At 65.9% G+C, this 20,936-nt stretch carries 14 protein-coding genes, 1 tRNA gene and 1 pseudogene; 8 read left to right on the forward strand and 8 right to left on the reverse strand.

Translation table 11 applies throughout. The features are described 5' to 3' along the window. Positions 1 to 15 precede the first annotated feature (15 nt). Positions 16 to 792 carry an exodeoxyribonuclease III gene (gene xth / locus HWX08_RS15760; RefSeq protein WP_174921652.1) on the reverse strand — a complete coding sequence of 259 codons (777 nt, stop codon included), beginning with the start codon at positions 790 to 792 and terminating at the stop codon, positions 16 to 18. Between the two features lie 181 nt (positions 793 to 973). Here xth and HWX08_RS15765 point away from each other — a divergent pair. After that, positions 974 to 1,050 (forward strand) — tRNA-Met (locus HWX08_RS15765). A 108-nt stretch (positions 1,051 to 1,158) separates the two neighbouring features. Here HWX08_RS15765 and HWX08_RS15770 read toward each other — a convergent pair. Then, entirely contained in the window at positions 1,159 to 1,851 is a 693-nt protein-coding gene (locus tag HWX08_RS15770; RefSeq protein WP_069257086.1) for an aspartate/glutamate racemase family protein, read from the reverse strand. 137 nt (positions 1,852 to 1,988) lie between these two features. Here HWX08_RS15770 and dinB point away from each other — a divergent pair, with 137 nt between their 5' ends. Beyond that, positions 1,989 to 3,152: a DNA polymerase IV gene (dinB, locus tag HWX08_RS15775; protein ID WP_174921653.1), complete on the forward strand. Its 1,164-nt coding sequence runs from the start codon at positions 1,989 to 1,991 to the stop codon at positions 3,150 to 3,152. 61 nt (positions 3,153 to 3,213) lie between these two features. Here the strand turns inward: dinB and HWX08_RS15780 are convergent, their stop codons facing one another. The 4 genes from HWX08_RS15780 to fixL form a co-directional block, all read right to left on the reverse strand. Continuing rightward, positions 3,214 to 5,301, reverse strand: coding sequence for a M3 family metallopeptidase (locus HWX08_RS15780; protein WP_174921654.1), 2,088 nt, complete (start codon positions 5,299 to 5,301; stop codon positions 3,214 to 3,216). Positions 5,302 to 5,541: 240 nt separating this feature from the next. Then, on the reverse strand, positions 5,542 to 6,402 hold the full coding sequence (gene folD / locus HWX08_RS15785) for a bifunctional methylenetetrahydrofolate dehydrogenase/methenyltetrahydrofolate cyclohydrolase FolD (RefSeq protein WP_069257083.1): 861 nt from the start codon (positions 6,400 to 6,402) through the stop codon (positions 5,542 to 5,544). A gap of 241 nt (positions 6,403 to 6,643) precedes the next feature. Then, positions 6,644 to 7,282 (reverse strand): oxygen response regulator transcription factor FixJ, encoded by a 639-nt coding sequence (fixJ, locus tag HWX08_RS15790; RefSeq protein ID WP_006493245.1) that lies wholly within the window; start codon positions 7,280 to 7,282, stop codon positions 6,644 to 6,646. Then, the gene (gene fixL, locus HWX08_RS15795) at positions 7,279 to 9,795 is read right to left on the reverse strand and encodes an oxygen sensor histidine kinase FixL (RefSeq protein WP_069257082.1); all 2,517 of its coding nucleotides are present in this window, start codon (positions 9,793 to 9,795) and stop codon (positions 7,279 to 7,281) included. Before fixL ends, fixJ begins: the two co-directional genes overlap by 4 nt. Here fixL and HWX08_RS34695 point away from each other — a divergent pair. From HWX08_RS34695 to lpdA, 4 genes and pseudogenes are all read left to right on the forward strand, one after another. Beyond that, a pseudogene (locus HWX08_RS34695) lies at positions 9,715 to 9,932 on the forward strand (hypothetical protein); the annotation flags it as partial. The gene fixL and the pseudogene HWX08_RS34695 sit on opposite strands and share 81 nt — an antisense overlap. Positions 9,933 to 10,068: 136 nt before the next feature. After that, positions 10,069 to 12,765 carry a pyruvate dehydrogenase (acetyl-transferring), homodimeric type gene (aceE, locus tag HWX08_RS15800; RefSeq protein ID WP_069257081.1) on the forward strand — a complete coding sequence of 899 codons (2,697 nt, stop codon included), beginning with the start codon at positions 10,069 to 10,071 and terminating at the stop codon, positions 12,763 to 12,765. 69 nt (positions 12,766 to 12,834) lie between these two features. Next, the gene (aceF, locus tag HWX08_RS15805; protein WP_175807033.1) at positions 12,835 to 14,481 is read left to right on the forward strand and encodes a dihydrolipoyllysine-residue acetyltransferase; all 1,647 of its coding nucleotides are present in this window, start codon (positions 12,835 to 12,837) and stop codon (positions 14,479 to 14,481) included. Between the two features lie 275 nt (positions 14,482 to 14,756). Beyond that, complete coding sequence (lpdA, locus tag HWX08_RS15810; protein WP_174921655.1) at positions 14,757 to 16,523, forward strand: dihydrolipoyl dehydrogenase; 1,767 nt, start codon at positions 14,757 to 14,759, stop codon at positions 16,521 to 16,523. 203 nt (positions 16,524 to 16,726) lie between these two features. On the opposite strand, the gene HWX08_RS15815 is transcribed toward lpdA, so the two are convergent. Beyond that, positions 16,727 to 17,293, reverse strand: coding sequence for a phasin family protein (locus HWX08_RS15815; RefSeq protein ID WP_069257078.1), 567 nt, complete (start codon positions 17,291 to 17,293; stop codon positions 16,727 to 16,729). 655 nt (positions 17,294 to 17,948) lie between these two features. Between HWX08_RS15815 and pbpG the strand changes: the two genes are divergently transcribed. Continuing rightward, positions 17,949 to 19,118, forward strand: coding sequence for a D-alanyl-D-alanine endopeptidase (gene pbpG, locus HWX08_RS15820; protein WP_069257077.1), 1,170 nt, complete (start codon positions 17,949 to 17,951; stop codon positions 19,116 to 19,118). Between the two features lie 93 nt (positions 19,119 to 19,211). Here pbpG and HWX08_RS15825 read toward each other — a convergent pair whose 3' ends face one another. Next, the gene (locus HWX08_RS15825; RefSeq protein WP_011352568.1) at positions 19,212 to 20,021 is read right to left on the reverse strand and encodes an IclR family transcriptional regulator; all 810 of its coding nucleotides are present in this window, start codon (positions 20,019 to 20,021) and stop codon (positions 19,212 to 19,214) included. 183 nt (positions 20,022 to 20,204) lie between these two features. On the opposite strand from HWX08_RS15825, the gene HWX08_RS15830 reads away from it, so the two are divergent. Beyond that, complete coding sequence (locus HWX08_RS15830; protein WP_174921656.1) at positions 20,205 to 20,927, forward strand: (Fe-S)-binding protein; 723 nt, start codon at positions 20,205 to 20,207, stop codon at positions 20,925 to 20,927. Positions 20,928 to 20,936 lie beyond the last annotated feature (9 nt).

Below are 20,936 nucleotides of genomic sequence, written 5' to 3' on the forward strand. Positions count from 1 at the left end.
GGGCGGCTCGAACGATCAGCCGACGACCGCGACGACGGGCGTGTGGTCGGACGGCTGTTCCCACGTACGCGGCGTGCGATCGACGACGCACGACGTGCACGTGTCGGCGAGCGCCGGCGACAGCAGCACGTGGTCGATGCGCAGCCCCGCGTTGCGGCGGAACGCCATCATCCGGTAGTCCCACCACGTGAAGGTCTTCTCCGGCTGCTCGAAGCGGCGGAACGCATCGACGAAGCCGAGTTCGATCAGTTGCGCGAAGTGCGCGCGTTCCTGCGGCGACACGAGGTTCTGGCCTTCCCATTTCGCGGGGTCGTGCACGTCGCGGTCTTCCGGCGCGATGTTGTAGTCGCCGAGCAGCGCGAGCTTCGGGTAGCGCTGCAGCTCGGTACGCAGCCACGCCTGCAGCGCGTCGAGCCACTGCATCTTGTAGACGAACTTGTCGGAGTCGGGCGCCTGGCCGTTCGGAAAGTAGGCGGACACGATGCGGATGCCGTCGACCGTCGCGGTGACCACGCGCTGCTGCGGATCGTCGAAGCCGGGAATGTTGCGCACGATGTCCGACTCGTCGACGGACAGCGTGTCGCGCGCGAGGATCGCGACGCCGTTGTAGGTCTTCTGGCCCGTGAACCAGCTGCGGTAGCCGGCCGCTTCGAGCTCGGCGCGCGGGAATTTCTCATCCGGCAGCTTCAGTTCCTGCAGGCACAGCACGTCGGTTCCGCTGTGCGCGAGCCAGTCGAGCACGTGCTGCTTGCGGACGTTGAGCGAGTTGACGTTCCAAGTTGCGATTTTCATGAACGGGAGTGTGCGTGCGGGGTGAATGCGAAGGCCGCCATCTTACCGCGAGCCCGCGGTGCGAACGCGCATCGTGCGGCGCGGGGGAGGAGCCTCACGCGGCCGCGTCGATCGACGAAGAAGAAATTGTGACAAAAGGATTGACGTGAGTGCTTCCTCACCCTATAATTTATTTCTCTGACGCGGGGTGGAGCAGTCTGGCAGCTCGTCGGGCTCATAACCCGAAGGTCGTAGGTTCAAATCCTACCCCCGCAACCAAGCACACCAGACGATGTGCAGCGCAAATGACCGATGCGCGCTTCGTCGACAAGAACCCGGCTCCGTGCCGGGTTTTTTGTTTTCCGCGCGCCGAGCGCGCCATCGCGGTTACCGCGCGGCCCACTCCACGGCCGCCTGCGCATGCAGCGCGGTCGTATCGAATACCGGCAGCGGCGAGTCGTCCGCGCCGATCAGCAGCGTGATTTCCGTGCAGCCGAGAATCACGGCCTGCGCGCCGCGCCGGGCCAGCGCCTCGATGATCGTCACGTACGTCGCGCGCGATTCCGGCGAAATGATGCCGTGGCACAGCTCGTCGTAGATGATCCGGTGCACGTCGTCGCGCCCGCGTTCGTCCGGCACGAGCACGTCCAGCCCGAAGGTGTCGCGCAACCGCTCCGCGTAGAACGGCAGCTCCATCGTGTAGCGCGTGCCGAGCAGCGCGACGCGCTGGACGCCGGCCTCGCGCAGCGCGGTGCCGGTCGGGTCGGCGATGTGCAGGAACGGCAGTTTGACCGCGGCTTCGATCGCATCGCACACGCGATGCATCGTATTGGTCGTCAGGACGACGAGATCGGCGCCGGCCGCTTCGAGCTGCCGCGCGGCGCCGGCCATCCGCTCGCCGAGCGCGGCCCAGTCGTGCGTGCGCTGCAGCGCCTCGATTTCCGCGAAATCGACCGTGACCAGCACGCTCTTCGCGTTGTGGTGCCCGCCGTGCAGCGCCTTCGAATGGCGGTTGATCATCCGGTAATACTCGGCCGACGATTCCCAGCTCATTCCACCGATCAGTCCGATCGTCTTCATCCGTCACCTTTGCGTTTCGTGTATTGCGGCACACGAGTATAGGCGCCGCTGCCCGCGCCCGGCCGGTACGATCCGCGCAAGGCGGGCCGGTACGGCGCAGCCGGGCAGGGCCGCACGCGACAGTTGAAACCGGCACTGTGTTTTTGTACAGTATCGGCACCGTGAACCCGACCATCATTCCGCCTGCCGAACCGCACGCGCCGCCGCCCGGCGACGCGCTGCCGCGCATGCGCAAGATCATTCATTGCGACTGCGACTGCTTCTACGCGTCGGTCGAGATGCGCGACGACCCGTCGCTGCGCAACCGCCCGCTCGCGGTCGGCGGCCGGCCCGACCAGCGCGGCGTGATCGCGACCTGCAATTACGAGGCGCGGCGCTACGGCGTGCATTCGGCGATGTCGTCGGCGCTGGCGATGCGCAAGTGCCCGGAGCTGCTGATCCTGCCGTCCGCGATGGACAAGTACCGCGCGGCGTCGCGGCAGATCATGGCGATCTACCGCGACTACACGCCGGACGTCGAGCCGCTGTCGCTCGACGAGGCGTACCTCGACGTCACCGGGTCGGAGCGCTGCCAGGGCAGCGCGACGCTGATTGCGCGCGAGATTCGCCAGCGCGTGTACGACACGGTCGGCGTCACCGTCTCGGCGGGCGTCGCGCCGAACAAGTTCATCGCGAAGATCGCGTCCGACTGGAACAAGCCGGACGGCCTGTTCGTCGTGCGGCCGCACGAGATCGACGCGTTCGTTGCGGCGCTGCCGGTGCGCAAGCTGCACGGCGTCGGCAAGGTGACGGCCACGCGGCTCGACCGGCTCGGCATCCAGACCTGCGCGCAGTTGCGCGACTGGCCGCTGATCGACCTGCACCGCGAATTCGGCGCGTTCGGGCGGCGGCTGTACGAGCTGTCGCGCGGCATCGACGAGCGGCCCGTGCAGGCCGACCAGGAGCGCAAGTCGGTCAGCGTCGAGACGACCTACGTGACCGACCTGACGACGCTCGAGCAATGCGCGGACGAAATCCGCCGCCTCGTCGTGCAGCTCGACGCGCGGATCGAACGGGCGGGCGCCGCGCGGTCGATCCGCAAGCTGTACGTGAAGATCCGCTTCGCCGATTTCCAGCGCACGACGGTCGAGTGCGTGGCCGATGCGACGAATGCGGACACGGCCGTCACGCTGCTCGCGAAGGGGCTGCAACGGCGCGCGCAGGCGGTGCGGTTGCTCGGCGTCGGCGTGCGCATCGACGAGGATACGGCCGCGCGCCACGGGCAGTTCTCGTTGTTCGACGACGAATCGTCCGCGCCATGAAAAAGGCACCGCCGAAGCGGTGCCTTTGCGGGCATGCAGCCGAACGGGCCGTGCGGCGCGCTCAGTGCGCGGGCGCGGTCATCCCGTTGTGGCGCAGCAGCGCGTCGATCTGCGGTTCGCGGCCGCGGAACGCCTTGAACGAATCCATCGCCGGACGGCTGCCGCCGACCTCGAGGATTTCGCGGCGATAGCGCGTGCCGGTCGCCGCATCGAGCACGCTGCCGCTCGCGGCGGCCGCTTCCTCGAACGCCGCGTACGCGTCGGCCGACAGCACCTCGGCCCATTTGTAGCTGTAGTAGCCGGCCGCGTAGCCGCCCGCGAAGATGTGGCTGAACGTGTTCGGCCAGCGCGAGAACGCCGCTTGCGGGATCACGTGGTAGCGCTCGTTGATCTCGCGCGCGAAGGCGGTCACGTCGGTAGCGCCGGCCGGGTCGAAGTCGACGTGCAGCAGCATGTCGAACATCGAGAACACGATCTGGCGCAGCGTGCCGAGCCCGCTCTGGAAGTTCTTCGCGGCGATCATCTTGTCGAACAGCTCGCGCGGCAGCGCGGCGCCCGTGTCGACGTGCGACGACATCGACGACAGCACGTCCCATTCCCAGCAGAAGTTTTCCATGAACTGCGACGGCAGCTCGACCGCATCCCATTCGACGCCGTTGATGCCCGACACGCCGAGTTCGTCGACGCGCGTGAGCATGTGGTGCAGCCCGTGGCCGAATTCATGGAACAGCGTGATGACTTCGTCGTGCGTGAAGCATGCGGGCTTGCCGCCGACCGGCGCCGAGAAGTTGCAGGTGAGATAGGCGACCGGCGTCTGCACGCTGCTGCCGCGCTTCGCGCGCGAACGCGCATCGTCCATCCATGCGCCGCCGCGCTTGCCTTCACGTGCGTACAGGTCGAGATAGAACTGCGCGACGAGCGAGCCGTCGCGGTTCTCGACGCGGAAGAACCGCACGTCCTGGTGCCACACCGGCGCGTCGTCCGGCTTGATCCGCACGCCGAACAGCGTTTCGGTGACGGTGAACAGGCCCTTCAGCGCGGCCGGTTCCGGGAAATACTGCTTGACCTCGTTTTCCGAGAACGCGTAGCGCTGCTGGCGCAGCTTCTCGGCCGCGTACGCGACGTCCCACGGCGCGAGTTCGGCGAGGCCGAGTTCCTTCGCGGCAAACGTGCGCAGCTCGTCCCAGTCCTTGTCCGCGTGCGGGCGCGCGCGTGTCGCGAGATCCTCGAGGAACGCGATCACCTGCTGCGGCGACTCGGCCATCTTCGGCGCGAGCGACACTTCGGCGAAGTTGCGGTAGCCGAGCATCTGCGCCTCTTCGCGGCGCAGCTTCAGCGCATCGATGACGATCTTCGTGTTGTCCCATTCGGCCTTGCCGTCGCCGTACTGCGGCCCGAGTTCCGACGCGCGCGTCGCATAGGCGCGGTAGAGCGTCTCGCGCAGCGCGCGGTTGTCGGCGTATTGCAGCACCGGGAAGTACGACGGGAAGTGCAGCGTGAACTTCCAGCCTGCCTTGCCGTCTTTTTGCGCGGCTTCGCGGGCGGCCTCGATCGCGTCGCCGGGCAGGCCGGCCAGTTCGGCTTCGTCCTGCACGACGTACGCGTACGCATTGGTCGCGTCGAGCACGTGATCGGAGAATGCCTTCGACAGCGCGGCCTGCTGTTCCTGCAGTTCCGCGAAGCGCGGCTTCCGGTCCTCGGGCAGCTCGGCGCCCGACAGGCGGAAATCGCGCAGCGCGTTGTCGAGGATCTTCTTGCGTTCGGCGGACAGCGTCGCGTATTCGGCGCTCGCGGCGATCGCCTTGTACTTCTCGTACAGCGCGAGGTTCTGGCCGACGCTCGACCAGAATTCGGTCACGCGCGGCAGGTTCTCCCCGTAGGCGGCGCGCAGTTCCGGCGTATCGGCGACCGCGTTCAGGTGGCCGACGATGCCCCACGCGCGGCCGAGCGGTTCCGTCGCATGCTCGACCGTCTCGACGATATCGGCCCAGGTTGCCGGCGTCGCGGCCGCGCTTGCCGTCTCGACCGCGCGGTTGGCGGCATCGAGCAGCGTATCGAGCGCGGGCGTCACGTGTTCCGGGCGGATCTCGCCGAAGCGGGGCAGGCCCGAGAAATCGAGCAGCGGGTTGGTGTTGGCGCTGGCGGACATAAGACTCCCTGTCTGTTGCCGGATGAACCGGAGTGAAAAGGGTAAGGCGCGCAAGACGACGCGGCGCCCGATATCGACATTATTGGGGCGCATCGCGCGCTTTCCAATCGTTAGTTTCTAACGACGCGATTGACGCGGGGTCGAATACGGAGCGGGGTGCCGGGCGGCGCGAGCGGGGCGCGGTGCGCCCCGGCGAGGAGCCGGCACGCGCCATCGCGCGCCGGCTGCAGGGGAAAGGGGTCAGGCGGCCGCGTCGGCGGCGCGTTCGGCCGATTCGATCGTGTTGATCAGCAGCATCGTGATGGTCATCGGGCCGACGCCGCCCGGCACCGGCGTGATGTGGCCGGCCACTTCCTTCACGCCGGCGAAGTCGACGTCGCCGCACAGCTTGCCCGCGTCGTCGCGGTTCATGCCGACGTCGATCACCGTCGCGCCCGGCTTCACCATGTCGGCGGTCAGGATGTTGCGCTTGCCGACCGCGGCGACGACGATGTCGGCCTCGCGCGTGTGCGCGGCGAGGTCACGCGTCTTGCTGTGGCAGATCGTCACGGTCGCGCCGGCGTCGAGCAGCATCATCGCCATCGGCTTGCCGACGATGTTCGAGCGGCCGATCACGACCGCGTTCGCGCCCTGCAGCGCGATGCCGTACGCGTCGAACATCTTCATCACGCCGTACGGCGTGCACGGGCGGAACAGCGGCTTGCCCGTCATCAGCGCGCCGGCGTTCGCGACGTGGAAGCCGTCGACGTCCTTCTCCGGCGCGATCGCCTCGATCACCTTGTGGCTGTCGATGTGCGCGGGCAGCGGCAGCTGGACGAGGATGCCGTGGATCTTCGGGTCGCGGTTCAGTTCGTCGATGCGCGCGAGCAGGTCGGCTTCCGACAGCGTGGCCGGGTACGCATCCTTCTGCGAGAAGAAACCGTTGTCCTCGCACGCCTTGATCTTGTTGCGCACGTAGACTTCGCTCGCCGGGTTGGCGCCGACGAGGATCACCGCGAGACCGGGCTGGTGGCCGCGTGCGGTCAGGGCGGCGGCGCGTTCGGCGGCCTGGGCGCGCAGGGTCTTCGAAAGGGCGTTGCCGTCGATGAGGAGGGCTGTCATGGTGGTGGTCCTGCCGGGAAGTTGGAATGCGGTCGTGCGACGCGCGAAGCGTCGCAGCAAAGCACGCGATTATACCGTTCGCCTGCTGCCGTCCGACAGCGAATACGCAGGAAGCGTCATGGCCGCGGCGCGTCGCGCCGGGAGGAAAGGCCGCCGCCGCGCAAGCGGGCCGCAATCGCGCGGCGGCGGCACGCCGTTCGCAGGCCGGGCGGGCAGCGCCGCCGCGGCCGGCATCGACGTTTCAGGCCTGCTTCTTCGACAGCGCGAGGCGCAGCAGGTCGGCCACCGTGTTGACGTTGAGCTTTTCCATGATGTTCGCGCGGTGCGCTTCGACCGTCTTGATGCTGATGCCGAGATCGTCGGCGATCTGCTTGTTCAGGCGGCCCGCGATGATCCGCTCGAGCACCTGCTGCTCGCGCGCGGTCAGCTTCGACAGGCGTTCGCTCGCGGCACGCTGTTCCTGAACGCTCTTGCTTTCGCTTCGGGCCTTGTCGAGCATCCGCTCGACGAGCTTGCGCAGCTCGGCCTCGTCGAACGGTTTCTCGATAAAGTCCATCGCACCCTTTTTCATCGTCGACACGGCCATCGGCACGTCGCCGTGACCGGTGACGAAGATGATCGGCAGCGCGGCATTGTCGGCAATCAGGCGCTCCTGCAGTTCGAGGCCGCTCATGCCCGACATCCGGACGTCGAGGATCAGGCATGCGATCTGGCCGGCCTGCTGGGCGGGCTGGTAGGCATCGAGGAACTGCTCGGCGCTCGAGAAGCATTGAACGCGATAGCCGTTCGCCTCCAGCAGCCAGCGCAGCGAGTCCCGTACGGCCTCGTCGTCGTCGACGACAAAGACGGTTTCCTGAGTGGTGGTGACAGGGCTATTCATAGTTCTCCCGTAACGGTATGTGATGCCGATGCCTCGCGCCCCCCTTGGCCGAGATCAGCGGGTTCCCCAATGGGCAGGCTGCAGTGGAACGTCGCGCCGGAGATGCGGCCATCCGGCTCGACGTTGTTGACCACCCACAGACGCCCCCGATGCGATTCGATGATCGAACGGCAGATGTTCAGCCCCATGCCCATCCCGTCGGACTTGGTGCTGTAAAACGGTTCGAACAGGCGCTCGGCGGTCGCTTCGTCGACGCCCGGGCCCTGGTCGATCACGCGGATGTCGACGAAGCCCGCGTCGATGTCGGCGACGACGCGGATCACGCCGTCCGCCGACACCGGCTTCACGTCGGCCATTGCTTCGGCCGCGTTCTTCATCAGGTTCACGAGCACCTGCTCGATCAGTACAGGGTCGACATAAATAATAGGCATTCTTGCGAGGATTTCCGTGACGATCCGGATCCTGCGCTTCCTGGCCTCGATTTCGGCGAGCCCGACCGCGTCGGCGACGATGTCCGCGACCCGCGCCGGCTGGCGCTTCGGCTCGCTGCGCTTCACGAATTCGCGGATCCGCTTGACGATCATCCCCGCGCGCAGCGCCTGCTGCGCGGTCTTTTCCAGCGCGGGCTGCAGCGTCTCGGGCGTGCCGCGGCCGCTCTTCACCAGCGCGAGCGTGCCCGAGCAATAGTTGTTGATCGCGGCGAGCGGCTGGTTCAATTCGTGAGCAATCGACGACGCCATTTCACCCATCGTCATCAATCGGCTCGTGAACTGCAGCTTCTCTTCCTGCTGGTGCGCGAGTTCCTGCGCCTTCTTGCGGGTCGTGATGTCGGTCGCGATCTGCATCTGCGCGAGGTGGCCGTCCACCCACTGGATGTATTGGCGGCGCACCTCGAACCACTTCTGGATGCTTTCGACGTACACCTCCTGCGCGTCCGCCGTGCTGCTCGTCAGCGCGGCGGCCGGCAGGCCCGCGAACGCGTCGACCATGTCGATCGAGTCGGACGAGGCCTGCGCGCGGTCGAAGCCGCCGCCGGACAGTTCGAGATGACCGTCCGGACGAATGCCGAACAGGTGGCGGTAGTAGCGGTTCGCGAACAGCAGCTCGGCTTCGTCGGCGGCCAGTACCGACACCGCGGCGTCGAGGCTTTCGAGCACCGTCGTGAAGCGCTCGTGCGCGGCCGCGAGTTCCTCGCGCGCGCGCTTCGGCTCGGTGATGTCGGTCATCGACGACATCCAGCCGGTCTGGCGGCCCGAGCTGTCGATCAGCGGCGACACGTACAGGCGCGCATGGAACAGCGTGCCGTTCTTGCGCCGCACGCGCAGCTCGAAGCCCGAGCTCGGCGCCTTGCCGCGCAGCGTCATGTCGAGCTGGCGCTGCATTTCCGGGTACGCGTCGCGCGGCCAGTACGGGAACGGCGCCACCTTGCCGACGAGGTCGGTTTCGTCCCAGCCCGTCATCCGGCAGAACGCCGGGTTCACGTGCGTGATGCGGCCGTGCATGTCGAGCACGCGCATGCCGATCAGCACCGAATTCTCCATCGCGCGGCGGAAGAACGCTTCCGCGTACAGCGCCTGCTGCGCCTCGAAGCGCTGGCGCGTGTGCTTCCACAGGCTCCAGAGGCTCCACAGCACGAAGCACGACAGGCCCGCGACGAGCCACACGAGCGTGTTGTTGGTCAGGTTCGTGAGCTGCGGGAATGCGTAGACGCGCACGGTCAGCCCCTGGCCGGGCGGGTCGAGCGGCAGGTCGTAGTGCGAGTCGCGCGGCAGGCGCGGGCGGGTGGACGTGGATGACAGCTCGCGGTTGTTCGCGTCGGTGATCGAGATCTTGTACTTCGACGACAGCTCCTGCGGGATGTCGTGCTTCAGGATGCCTTCGACCGAGAACACCGCGGCGATCGAGCCGAGGTACTCGCGATCGCCGCGCATCACGGGCGTCTGCAGCGTGATGAAGCCGTTGCCGAAGTCGTCGTAGATCAGTGGCGAATAGGCCTGGCGGCGCGTGCTGCGCGCCTCGTCGTAGGCGCCGCGCACGGCGTCCTGCAGCTGCGCGTCGCCGGGCTTCGCGAGCCGCTGGCCGAGCAGCGGCGGATGCACGGCCGGCCAGCGCTGCACGCCGGGCGACGTATACCAGTTCAGGTAGAGGATTTCCGGATGCGTCTGCATGACGTCCGCGACGGCCATCTGGAATGCATTCTGGTCGAGGCGGCCCGACGCGAGATCGCGCGACAGCGCCTGCAGCTGTTCCTGCGCGCCCGTCATCGACAGGCGGATCTGCTGCTGCGCCCACGCGACGTTACGAAAGAGGGTGTCTTCCTGCTGCTGCTGTTCGCGGCGATTGAGGCTCCACAGGATGAGGCTCATCACCACCAGGAACACGAGAATCGACAGCAGCGGCGTCAGCAAATAGGAATTGGACCACCACGGTCCGTGGTGCCAACGGGACGGCTGCGACTCCGCCGGCGGGCCCGACGGTCGCGCCGAGCGTGCGAAAAGCCGATCGGTCAACATGGCAGGATTGTAGCGCAGCGCAATACATGGAAAACCTATACCGGATATGTTGAACGGAAACGGATTTGTTCTGCGCAGACGCGCCGCGGAGCCCCGAAACATGGGTGCGGCGCAGCAATATTTCGCATTACGAGAAAAGATCTCACAATTCGAAAATTTTGTTGCGCAGCCCCGCGCACGCTCATTACAATCCGTCGGAGCTTGCCCGCAGCCGGTCGCGTCGCGTCGTCTGCATGAGAGCGATCCTCACATTCCAGGACCCAGGAGACGAGAATGTCCGCTGTACCGAACGAAGTGATGAAATATGTCGCCGCCGAACATGACGACGACCCGCAAGAAACCGTCGAGTGGCTCGAGTCGCTCGATGGCGTGATCTCCTCCGTGGGCACCGGCCGCGCGCACTACCTGATCGAAAAGCAGATCGAGTTCGCCCGCATGCACGGCGAACACCTGCCGTTCTCCGCCAATACCCCGTACATCAACACGATCCCGGTCGCCGCGCAGGCGAAGATCCCGGGCGACCAGGACATCGAGCACCGCATCCGTTCGTACACGCGCTGGAACGCGCTGGCGATGGTGCTGCGCGCAGGCAAGGACACGAACGTCGGCGGCCACATCGCGTCGTTCGCGTCGGCCGCGACGCTCTACGACGTCGGCTACAACCACTTCTGGCACGCAGCGTCCGACCAGCACGGCGGCGATCTCGTGTTCGTGCAGGGCCACTCGTCGCCGGGCGTGTACTCGCGCGCGTTCCTGCTTGGCCGCCTGACGGAAGAGCAGCTCGACAACTTCCGCCAGGAAGTCGACGGCAACGGCATTTCGTCGTACCCGCACCCGTGGCTGATGCCGGACTTCTGGCAGTTCCCGACCGTGTCGATGGGCCTCGGCCCGATCATGGCGATCTACCAGGCCCGCTTCATGAAGTACCTGCAGGCGCGCGGCATCGCGAAGACGGAAGGCCGCAAGGTGTGGGCATTCCTCGGCGACGGCGAGACGGACGAGCCGGAATCGCTCGGCGCGATCGGGATGGCGAGCCGCGAGAAGCTCGACAACCTCGTGTTCGTGATCAACTGCAACCTGCAGCGTCTCGACGGCCCGGTGCGCGGCAACGGCAAGATCATCCAGGAACTCGAATCGGAGTTCCGCGGCGCCGGCTGGAACGTGATCAAGGTCATCTGGGGCAGCCGCTGGGATGCGCTGTTCGCACGCGACAAGACGGGCGCGCTGATGCGCCGCATGATGGAAGTCGTCGACGGCGAATACCAGACGTACAAGTCGGAGTCGGGCGCGTTCGTGCGCGAGCACTTCTTCAACACGCCTGAACTGAAGGCGCTCGTCGCCGACTGGTCGGACGACGACATCTGGGCGCTGAACCGCGGCGGCCACGATCCGCACAAGATCTACGCGGCCTTCCACGAAGCCAGCAACACGAAGGGCGCGCCGACCGTCATCCTCGCGAAGACCATCAAGGGCTACGGGATGGGCGAGTCGGGCCAGGCGATGAACATCACGCACCAGCAGAAGAAGCTGCCGGTCGAGCAACTGAAGAAGTTCCGTGACCAGTTCCGCCTGCCGATCACCGACGAGCAGATCGCCGACGTGCCGTACCTGAAGTTCGACGAAGGTTCGAAGGAGCTCGAATACATGCGCCAGAAGCGCATGGACCTCGGCGGCTACCTGCCGCATCGCCGCGAGAAGGCGACGTCGCTGCCGGTGCCGGCGCTCGACGCGTTCGAGCCGCTGCTGAAGGGCACGGGCGAAGGCCGCGAGATCTCGACGACGATGTCGTTCGTGCGGATCCTGAACATCCTGCTGAAGGACAAGGCGCTCGGCAAGCGCATCGTGCCGATCGTCCCGGACGAGTCGCGTACGTTCGGCATGGAAGGCCTGTTCCGCCAGATTGGTATCTGGAACCAGGAGGGTCAGAAGTACGTGCCGGAAGATTCCGACCAGCTGATGTTCTACAAGGAATCGGAAACCGGCCAGATCCTGCAGGAAGGCATCAACGAAGCGGGCGGCATGTGCGACTGGATCGCGGCGGCGACGTCGTATTCGACGCACGGCGAGATCATGGTGCCGTTCTACATCTTCTATTCGATGTTCGGCTTCCAGCGGATCGGCGACCTCGCATGGGCCGCGGGCGACATGCGTTCGCGCGGCTTCCTGCTCGGCGGCACCGCGGGCCGCACGACGCTGAACGGCGAAGGCCTGCAGCACGAAGACGGCCACTCGCTCCTGTGGGCAGCGTCGGTGCCGAACTGCGTGAGCTACGACCCGACGTTCGGCTACGAACTGGCCGTGATCGTCCAGGACGGCCTGCGCCGCATGGTGCAGGACCAGGAAGACGTGTACTACTACATCACGGTGATGAACGAGAACTACGAGCACCCGGCGATTCCGCAGGGCGAGCACGTGGCGGCCGACATCATCAAGGGCATGTACGCGTTCAGGAAGGCCGACGCCGACAAGAAGGCGCCGCGTGTGCAACTGCTCGGCGCGGGCACGATCTTCAACGAAGTGATCGCCGCCGCCGACCTGCTGAAGAACGACTGGGGCGTCGCCGCCGACCTGTGGAGCGTGCCGAGCTTCACCGAACTCGCGCGCGAAGGTCACCAGGTCGAGCGCTGGAACCTGCTCCATCCGACCGAGGAGCGTCGTCTGTCGCACGTGCAGAAGTGCCTGAAGGACACGCAGGGCCCGGTCATCGCGTCGACCGACTACGTCCGCGCGCTGGTCGACCAGATCCGCGGCCAGGTCGATCGCCGCTTCGTCGTGCTGGGCACGGACGGCTTCGGCCGCTCGGATACCCGCGAGAAGCTGCGTCACTTCTTTGAAGTCGACCGTCACTGGGTCACCGTCGCCGCGCTCAACGCGCTGGCCGACGAGGGCACGATCGAGCGCAAGGTGGTCGCGGACGCGATCGCCAAGTACAACCTCGATCCGTCGAAGCCCAACCCGATGACCGTTTAACGCACACGCCGTGTGATGCCGCGCGCCGCGCCCGCAAGGGTGCGCGCGCGGCCATGGAGACAGAAACAGATGAGTCAAGCGATCGAAGTGAAGGTGCCGGACATCGGCGATTACAAGGACGTGCCGGTGATCGAGATCGGCGTGAAGGTCGGCGATACCGTCGAACCCGAGCAGTCGCTCGTCACGCTCGAATCCGACAAGGCGACGATGGACGTGCCGAGCCCGGTGGCGGGCGTCGTGAAGGAAATCAAGGTCAAGGTGGGCGATTCCGTGTCGGAAGGCTCGCTGATCATCCTGCTCGAAGGCGGTGGCGCGGCGCAGGCGAACGGCGCGGCAGCGCCCGCCGCTGCACCGGCTCCGGCCGCAGCGCCGGCACCGGCTGCTGCTGCACCGGCGGCCGCACCGGCAGCAGCCGGCGGCACGCTCGAAGTGAAGGTCCCCGACATCGGCGACTACAAGGACGTGCCGGTGATCGAGATCGGCGTGAAGGTCGGCGACACGGTCGAGAAGGAGCAGTCGCTCGTCACGCTCGAATCGGACAAGGCGACGATGGACGTGCCGAGTCCGGCCGCCGGCGTCGTGAAGGACATCAAGGTCAAGGTCGGCGATTCGGTATCGGAAGGCACGCTGATCGTGCTGCTCGAAGCCGCAGGCGCACCGGCTGCCGCACCGCAGGCGAGCGCACCGGCTCCGGCCGCTGCCGCCCCGGCGGCGCCCGCCGCTGCACCGGCACCCGCGAAGGCCGCACCGGCCCCGGCTGCTGCGGCACCGGCCGCCGCATCGTCGGGCGAGTACCGCGCGAGCCACGCGTCGCCGTCGGTGCGCAAGTTCGCACGCGAACTCGGCGTCGAAGTCGCACGCGTGCAGGGTTCGGGTCCGAAGGGCCGTATTACGAAGGAAGACGTCACGGCCTTCGTGAAGGGCGTGATGACCGGCCAGCGCGCAGCGCCGGCCGCGGCAGCCGCGCCGGCAGGCGGCGGCGAGCTGAACCTGCTGCCGTGGCCGAAGGTCGACTTCTCGAAGTTCGGCCCGTTCGAGGCGAAGCCGCTGTCGCGCATCAAGAAGATCTCGGGCGCGAACCTGCATCGCAACTGGGTGATGATCCCGCACGTCACGAACAACGACGAAGCGGACATCACCGAGCTCGAAGCGCTGCGCGTCCAGCTGAACAAGGAACACGAGAAGGCGGGCGTGAAGTTCACGATGCTCGCGTTCGTGATCAAGGCGGTCGTTGCCGCGCTGAAGAAATTCCCGACCTTTAACGCGAGCCTCGACGGCGACAACCTGGTGTTCAAGCAGTACTACCACATCGGTTTTGCCGCGGATACGCCGAACGGTCTCGTCGTGCCGGTGATCCGCGATGCGGACAAGAAGGGCCTCGTCGATATCGCGAAGGAAATGGCCGAGCTGTCGAAGGCCGCACGCGACGGCAAGCTGAAGCCGGACCAGATGCAAGGCGGCTGCTTCTCGATCTCGTCGCTCGGCGGGATCGGCGGGACGAACTTCACGCCGATCATCAACGCGCCGGAAGTGGCGATCCTCGGGTTGTCGCGCGGGCAGATGAAGCCGGTGTGGGACGGCAAGCAGTTCGTGCCGCGTCTGACGCTGCCGTTGTCGCTGTCGTATGACCATCGTGTCATCGATGGCGCGGAAGCCGCGCGGTTCAATGCGTATCTCGGGGCGTTGCTCGGGGATTTCCGTCGCATCATTCTTTGATGAGCAGAGGGGCTCGCGGGGGCGTGGGTTTTCTGTCGGTCATCCACGCCTCGTCGTTGAACTTGCTTTCTTGACGGTCTGCCAGCGTCGCCCCTGCGCGGGGCGGCGGTCACTTTTCTTTGTCTTCCAAAGAAAAGTAACCAAAAGAAAGGCGCGTCCTTGGGCGGACGGCAAAGGTGGTCCTGCCCAGCATCGCGTTCTCCTGTCAGGCCGGAGTCGGGTTCTTCCGCGGGTTTTCCTCCCTCTTTCAGCAGCCAAACAAGAAGGGGACGTACATGAGTCTCATCGAAGTCAAGGTTCCGGATATCGGCGATTTCAGCGGCGTCGATGTCATCGAAGTCAACGTGAAGCCGGGCGACGTGATCGAAAAAGAGCAAACGCTCATCACGCTCGAATCCGATAAAGCCTCCATGGAAGTGCCCAGCGACGTCGCCGGCACGGTCAAGGAAATCAAGGTCAAAGCCGGCGAGAAAGTCTCGCAAGGCACCGTCATCGCCATCGTCGAAGCAGCGGCAGGCGACGCCGCACCCGCGAAAGCTCCTGAGGCAGCGAAACCCGCGGCCGCTGCGCCGGCACCGGCCGCAGCCGCTCCGGCACCCGCGCCGCAAGCCGGCAGCTATGTCGGCGCCGCCGACATCGAGTGTGACATGCTCGTGCTCGGCGCCGGCCCCGGCGGCTATTCGGCCGCGTTCCGCGCCGCCGACCTCGGCATGAAGACGGTGCTCGTCGAACGCTACCCGACACTCGGCGGCGTGTGCCTGAACGTCGGCTGCATCCCGTCGAAGGCGCTGCTGCACACGTCGCTCGTCGTCGAGGAAGCCGCGGCGCTCGCGTCCCACGGCATCACGTTCGGCAAGCCGGAAGTCGATCTCGACAAGCTGCGCGACTTCAAGGGCGGCGTCGTCAAGAAGCTGACGACGGGCCTCGCCGGTATGGCCAAGGCACGCAAGGTCGAAGTGGTCACGGGCGTCGGCGCATTCGTCGATCCGTTCCACATGGAAGTGCAGGGCGAAAACGGCAAGAAGGTCGTCAAGTTCAAGCAGGCAATCATCGCCGCGGGTTCGCAGGCCGTGAAGCTGCCGTTCATGCCGGAAGACCCGCGCGTCGTCGATTCGACCGGCGCACTCGAACTGCGTCAGTTGCCCAAGCGCATGCTCGTGATCGGCGGCGGCATCATCGGCCTCGAAATGGCAACCGTGTACTCGACGCTCGGCGCCGAAATCGACGTGGTCGAAATGATGGACGGCCTGATGATGGGCGCCGACCGCGATCTCGTGAAGGTCTGGGAAAAGTACAACGCGAAGCGCTTCGGCAACGTGATGCTGAAGACCAAGACGGTCGGCGCGGAAGCGAAGGAAGACGGCATCTACGTGAAGTTCGAGGGCGAGAAGGCGCCAGCGGAACCGCAGCGCTACGACCTCGTGCTCGTCGCGGTGGGCCGCAGCCCGAACGGCAAGAAGATCGGTGCGGACAAGGCCGGCGTCGCGGTCACGGATCGCGGCTTTATCGACGTCGACAAGCAGATGCGCACGAACGTCCCGCACATCTTCGCGATCGGCGACGTCGTCGGCCAGCCGATGCTCGCGCACAAGGCCGTGCATGAAGGCCACGTCGCAGCGGAAGCCGCGCACGGCGAGAAGGCGTACTTCGACGCGCTGCAGATCCCGTCGGTCGCATACACCGATCCGGAAGTGGCGTGGGCCGGCAAGACGGAAGACCAGTGCAAGGCCGAAGGCATCAAGTACGGCAAGGCCGTGTTCCCGTGGGCAGCGTCGGGCCGTGCGATCGCGAACGGCCGCGACGAAGGCTTCACGAAGCTGATCTTCGACGAGGAAACCCATCGCGTGATCGGCGGCGGCATCGTCGGCCTGAACGCGGGCGACCTGATCAGCGAAGTGTGCCTCGCCGTCGAGATGGGCGCGGACGCGGAAGACATCGGCAAGACGATCCATCCGCACCCGACGCTCGGCGAGTCGGTCGGCATGGCCGCCGAACTGTACGAAGGCGTCTGTACGGACCTGCCGCCGCAACGCAAGAAGTAACGCGACCGGCACGGCCGGCCATGAGCCGGCCCAAAAAAAACGCCGCCGCCCGGGCAATCCGGGCGGCGGCGTTTTCTTTTGTCCGCGTGTCGGCGGCGGCCGGCGCTGCGATCGACGAACGATGGTTCGAGCGCGACCGGCTGCTGCGGCGCCGGAAAAGAAAAAGCCGCGCTGGGCGCGGCTCTTTCAGGAGCAGGTGGCGCTTACGCGGCCGGCTTGCTCGTACGGCGTGCAGCAGCGGCAGAAGCAGCCTTCGTTGCGACGGCAGCCGCCGCGTTGAAGTTCGTTTCAGCGATTTCGACCGCTTGCTTCGTGGCCTTCTGAACCGTTTCGTACGTGGTGTTCGCAGCGTTCAGCGCCGACTTCAGTGCGGCGACGGCCGTTTCCGAACCGGCCGGAGCGTTCTTCGCGACGTTGTCGACGAGCGCCTGGACCTTCTTGTTCTGTTCGTCGAATTGCGCTTCGGCAACCTTCGCGAACTCGGCTTGCGTCGACGACGCGATTTCATACAGGTGACGGCCGTACGACAGCACCTTTTCCGCGACCGGCTGCGACAGGCTGGCTTGCAGGGCGATCAGTTCCTGTGCGTCCTTCACCGACAGCAGACGCTGTGCGTTTTCCTGGCCTTCGGCCAGCGTCGACTTCACGACCTGCAGGTTGAGTTCGATCAGCTTTTCGACGCCTTCGAACGCCTTGGTCGTCAGACCGAACAGGCTTTCGAGGTTGGCTTTCTGGGCGGCGGCGATTTGCTCGGGGGTCAGCAAGGACATGTCAAGCTCCTGAAAAGCGATCGCGTCGATCGCAGGATAAAGGGCACTACACTGGGGAACCTCGGATGCGCGTGCTTTGTGCAACGCAGCAATGAGGCCTATTTTAGGGCAGAGAAAGCCAATGTCAAGTATTTTTTGTGCGTTGCACAATTGCGACAAATTATCGATAAAACAACGAGTTATCGTGTCCGTCCGGAATCGGTTTCAGGCGTGATCCCACATGGTGCGCACGCGCGCGGGGCAAGCCCGGCGCACCATGATCATGCGCAGGTAAACCTGACAGGCCCGTGGAACGTTATCCTTCTGTTCCTGTCGAAAAGTGCGCCGTTTCGATGCGCGTACCGTGGTGGCGTGCCGTCGCCACGGCCGAGACCGGCGCCACTGGCACCCCGAGCGCCGGATACGTAGTTTCCCCGCTTTAAATCGCCTCCGAAGTGACGTTATCTCAATTAACCGTGTGGTAATCGGGAGACGGGCGCTGTCGGGCAGCGCGTCCCATGCATTTTTTCGATGGGAGCGGGAGGGTTCATTGGTCAGCAGGTTGGCCGACCCTTACATTCCGGTTTAACGACGATCGGTAAGTGCCTAATATTGCTCTTTTTTTCAGCTTTAACTACACTTGCGGAAACCTCCCGCCCGCTTTGTCCAGACCCCAATGAAAGCCGAATCGTTTTCACCGCGCAGATTGTTGCAGAGCATGACGCTCGGCACGGCTGTGTCGGTCGCAGTCGCGCTGCTGGCGACCACCGCGTCCGTCGCACCCGCTGACGCCTTTGCCGCCACTGCGAAGACCCAACAAGCCGCCAAGAAAAAGGCTGTCGCTCCTGCTTCGTCCGCGAAGAAGAAGTCGGCCAAGGCCAGCTCCGAGAAATCTGCGAAGGTCGCCGCGGCCGATGCGCCGCGTGCGAAGGCGTCGCGCAAGCGCGTGACGCTCGCGGCGAACAGCGTGCACGGCGGCCATCGCGGCGCGGTACGCAAGGTCGCGTTCCAGCCGCGCCGGCCGACCGTCGGTCAGGCCTTCGGCCTGCACGACACGCCGGACGCGCTCGCGCTGCGTTCGAGTGTCGCGTACGTCGTCGACCAGAACTCGGGCGAGCCGCTGTTCGACAAGAATTCGCACGCGGTCGTGCCGATCGCGTCGATCTCGAAGCTGATGACGGCGATGGTCGTGCTCGATTCGAAGTCGCCGATGACCGACCAGCTCGAAGTCACCGACGAAGACCGCGACTACGAGAAGGGCACGGGCTCGCGCCTGTCGGTCGGCTCGGTGCTGTCGCGCGAAGACATGCTGCATATCGCGCTGATGGCGTCGGAAAACCGCGCGGCCGCCGCGCTGTCGCGTTACTACCCGGGCGGCCGTCCGGCGTTCATCGCCGCGATGAACGCGAAGGCGAAGTCGCTCGGCATGACCGATACGCACTTCGAGAATTCGACGGGCCTGTCGAGCTCGAACGTGTCGAGCGCGCGCGACCTCGTGAAGATGGTCAATGCGGCATATCAGTACCCGATGATTCGCCAGTTCTCGACCGATCGCACCTACGAGGTGTATACGGGCAAGCGCAACCTGATCTACAACAGCACGAACGCGCTGATCCGCGGCAACGGCTCGTGGGACATCGGTCTGCAGAAGACGGGCTTCATCAACGAAGCGGGTGAATGCCTCGTGATGCAGGCGACGATCCACGGCCGTCCGATGGTGATGGTCCTGCTCGATTCGTTCGGCAAGTATTCGCGCTTTGCCGATGCGGCGCGCCTGCGCAACTGGCTCGACGCCGGCGGCGGCGAGCGCCTGACGGCGGCCAACACGCCGAGCGGCGGCACCTGATCACAGCTGGCGCGGCGGTTCGCCGCCGCGCCGACGGCCGAAAAAAAGCCCCGCAATCGCGGGGCTTTGTCATTTCGGGGGCGGGCAACGGGCTTACGCCTGCCGCTGCAGCCCGTCCGTATCCTTCGTGGGCGCCGGCCGGTAGCCGAGCGATTCCGAAATGGTGAGGGCCGTGCGGCTCAACTGGCCGAGCCACGCATCCTGCAGGCGATCGGCCGGCGCCGACAGCGACAGGCCCGCGACGAGCTTGCCCGAATCGTCGTAGATGCCTGCCGCGATACACCGCACGCCGAGCTCCAGCTCCTCGTTGTCGCGTGCGCACGATTGCTGGCGGACGATCGTCAGCTCGCGCTCGAGCTTCGCGATGTCGGTGATGCTGTTCTGCGTATGGCCGGACAGCCCCGTGCGCGTCGCATAGGCGCGCACGCGCGACGTTTCGTCGGCCGCGAGGAACAGCTTGCCGACCGACGTGAGGTGCAGCGGCGCGCGGCCGCCGATGGCCCGGACGACCTGCATCCCCGAGCGCTCGGAATACGCACGCTCGATGTAGACGATCTCGTCGCCCTGGCGCACCGACAGGTTCACGGTCTGCCCGGTGAGGCGGTGCAGCTCGCGCATCGGCATCAGCGCCGCGTCGCGTACCGACAGGCGCGCTTTCACCAGGTTGCCGAGTTCCAGCAGCCGCATGCCGAGCCGGTACGTGCCGGGATCGGAGCGGTCGACCAGACGGCAGGTCACCATGTCGTTGAGGATGCGGTGCGCGGTCGACGGATGCAGCTCCGTGCGCTGCGCAAGCTCCTTCAGGCTGACGGGGTCGCTGTGCGCGGCGAGCGCGTCCAGCAACCGCATCATGCGTTCGATCACCTGGATCGACGTTTTGGAATCCGGGGTGGGTTGGCTCATGTCGGGGGAGAAATCGGTTGACGCGTCAAGCGGTGTGGCAACGATTGTATCTCGTATTGTGAAAAAAGCGAACGCCGTTCGAGGGAATCCTCGTTTCGCGCCATGCGGGCTTGCGCAAGCGCCGGCGTTGGTCTTGCCGGCCAAACGGCGGATAATGAGATCCGTTTTCTCGAAGGAGCACGTATGCGAGTCGGTTTGTTCGTGACCTGCCTGGTCGATCTGATGCGCCCGGAAATCGGCTTTTCGGCGCTCAAGCTGATTCGCGACGCCGGTTACGAGGTGTTCGTGCCGCCCGCGCAAACCTGCTGCGGCCAGCCGGCCTACAACTCCGGCGAGCGCGCGCTCGCGCGCGATCTCGCGGAAAAGACGCTGCGCGAGTTCGAGCAGTTCGATTACGTCGTCGCGCCGTCGGGTTCGTGCGGCGGGATGATCCGCGCGCACTACGGCGACCTGTTCCGCGACGACCCCGAACTGATGGGGCGCTACACGCGGTTCCAGCAGAAAGTCTACGAACTGACCGATTTCCTGGCGAACGTCGCGAAGGTGTCGCTCGCGCCGGGCGAATTCACGGGGCCCGTCACCTACCACGATTCGTGCTCGGGCCTGCGCGAGCTCGGCGTGAAGGCGCAGCCGCGCGCGCTGCTCGCGCAGCGCGGCGTCGCGGTGACCGAGATGAAGGACTGCGAGCACTGCTGCGGCTTCGGCGGCACGTTCGCGATCAAGTACGGCGACATTTCGGCGGCCATCGCGGACGAGAAATGCGCGAACGTGCGCGCGTCGGGCACGGGCGCCGTCGTGCTCGGCGATCTCGGCTGCATGCTGAACATCGAAGGGCGGTTGCGCCGTACCGGCGACCGCGACACGCGCGTGCTGCACGTCGCGCAGGTGCTGGCGGGCGACGTCTGACGCCCGGTT

This window comes from Burkholderia metallica, assembly GCF_902832845.1.
GTDB lineage: Bacteria > Pseudomonadota > Gammaproteobacteria > Burkholderiales > Burkholderiaceae > Burkholderia > Burkholderia metallica.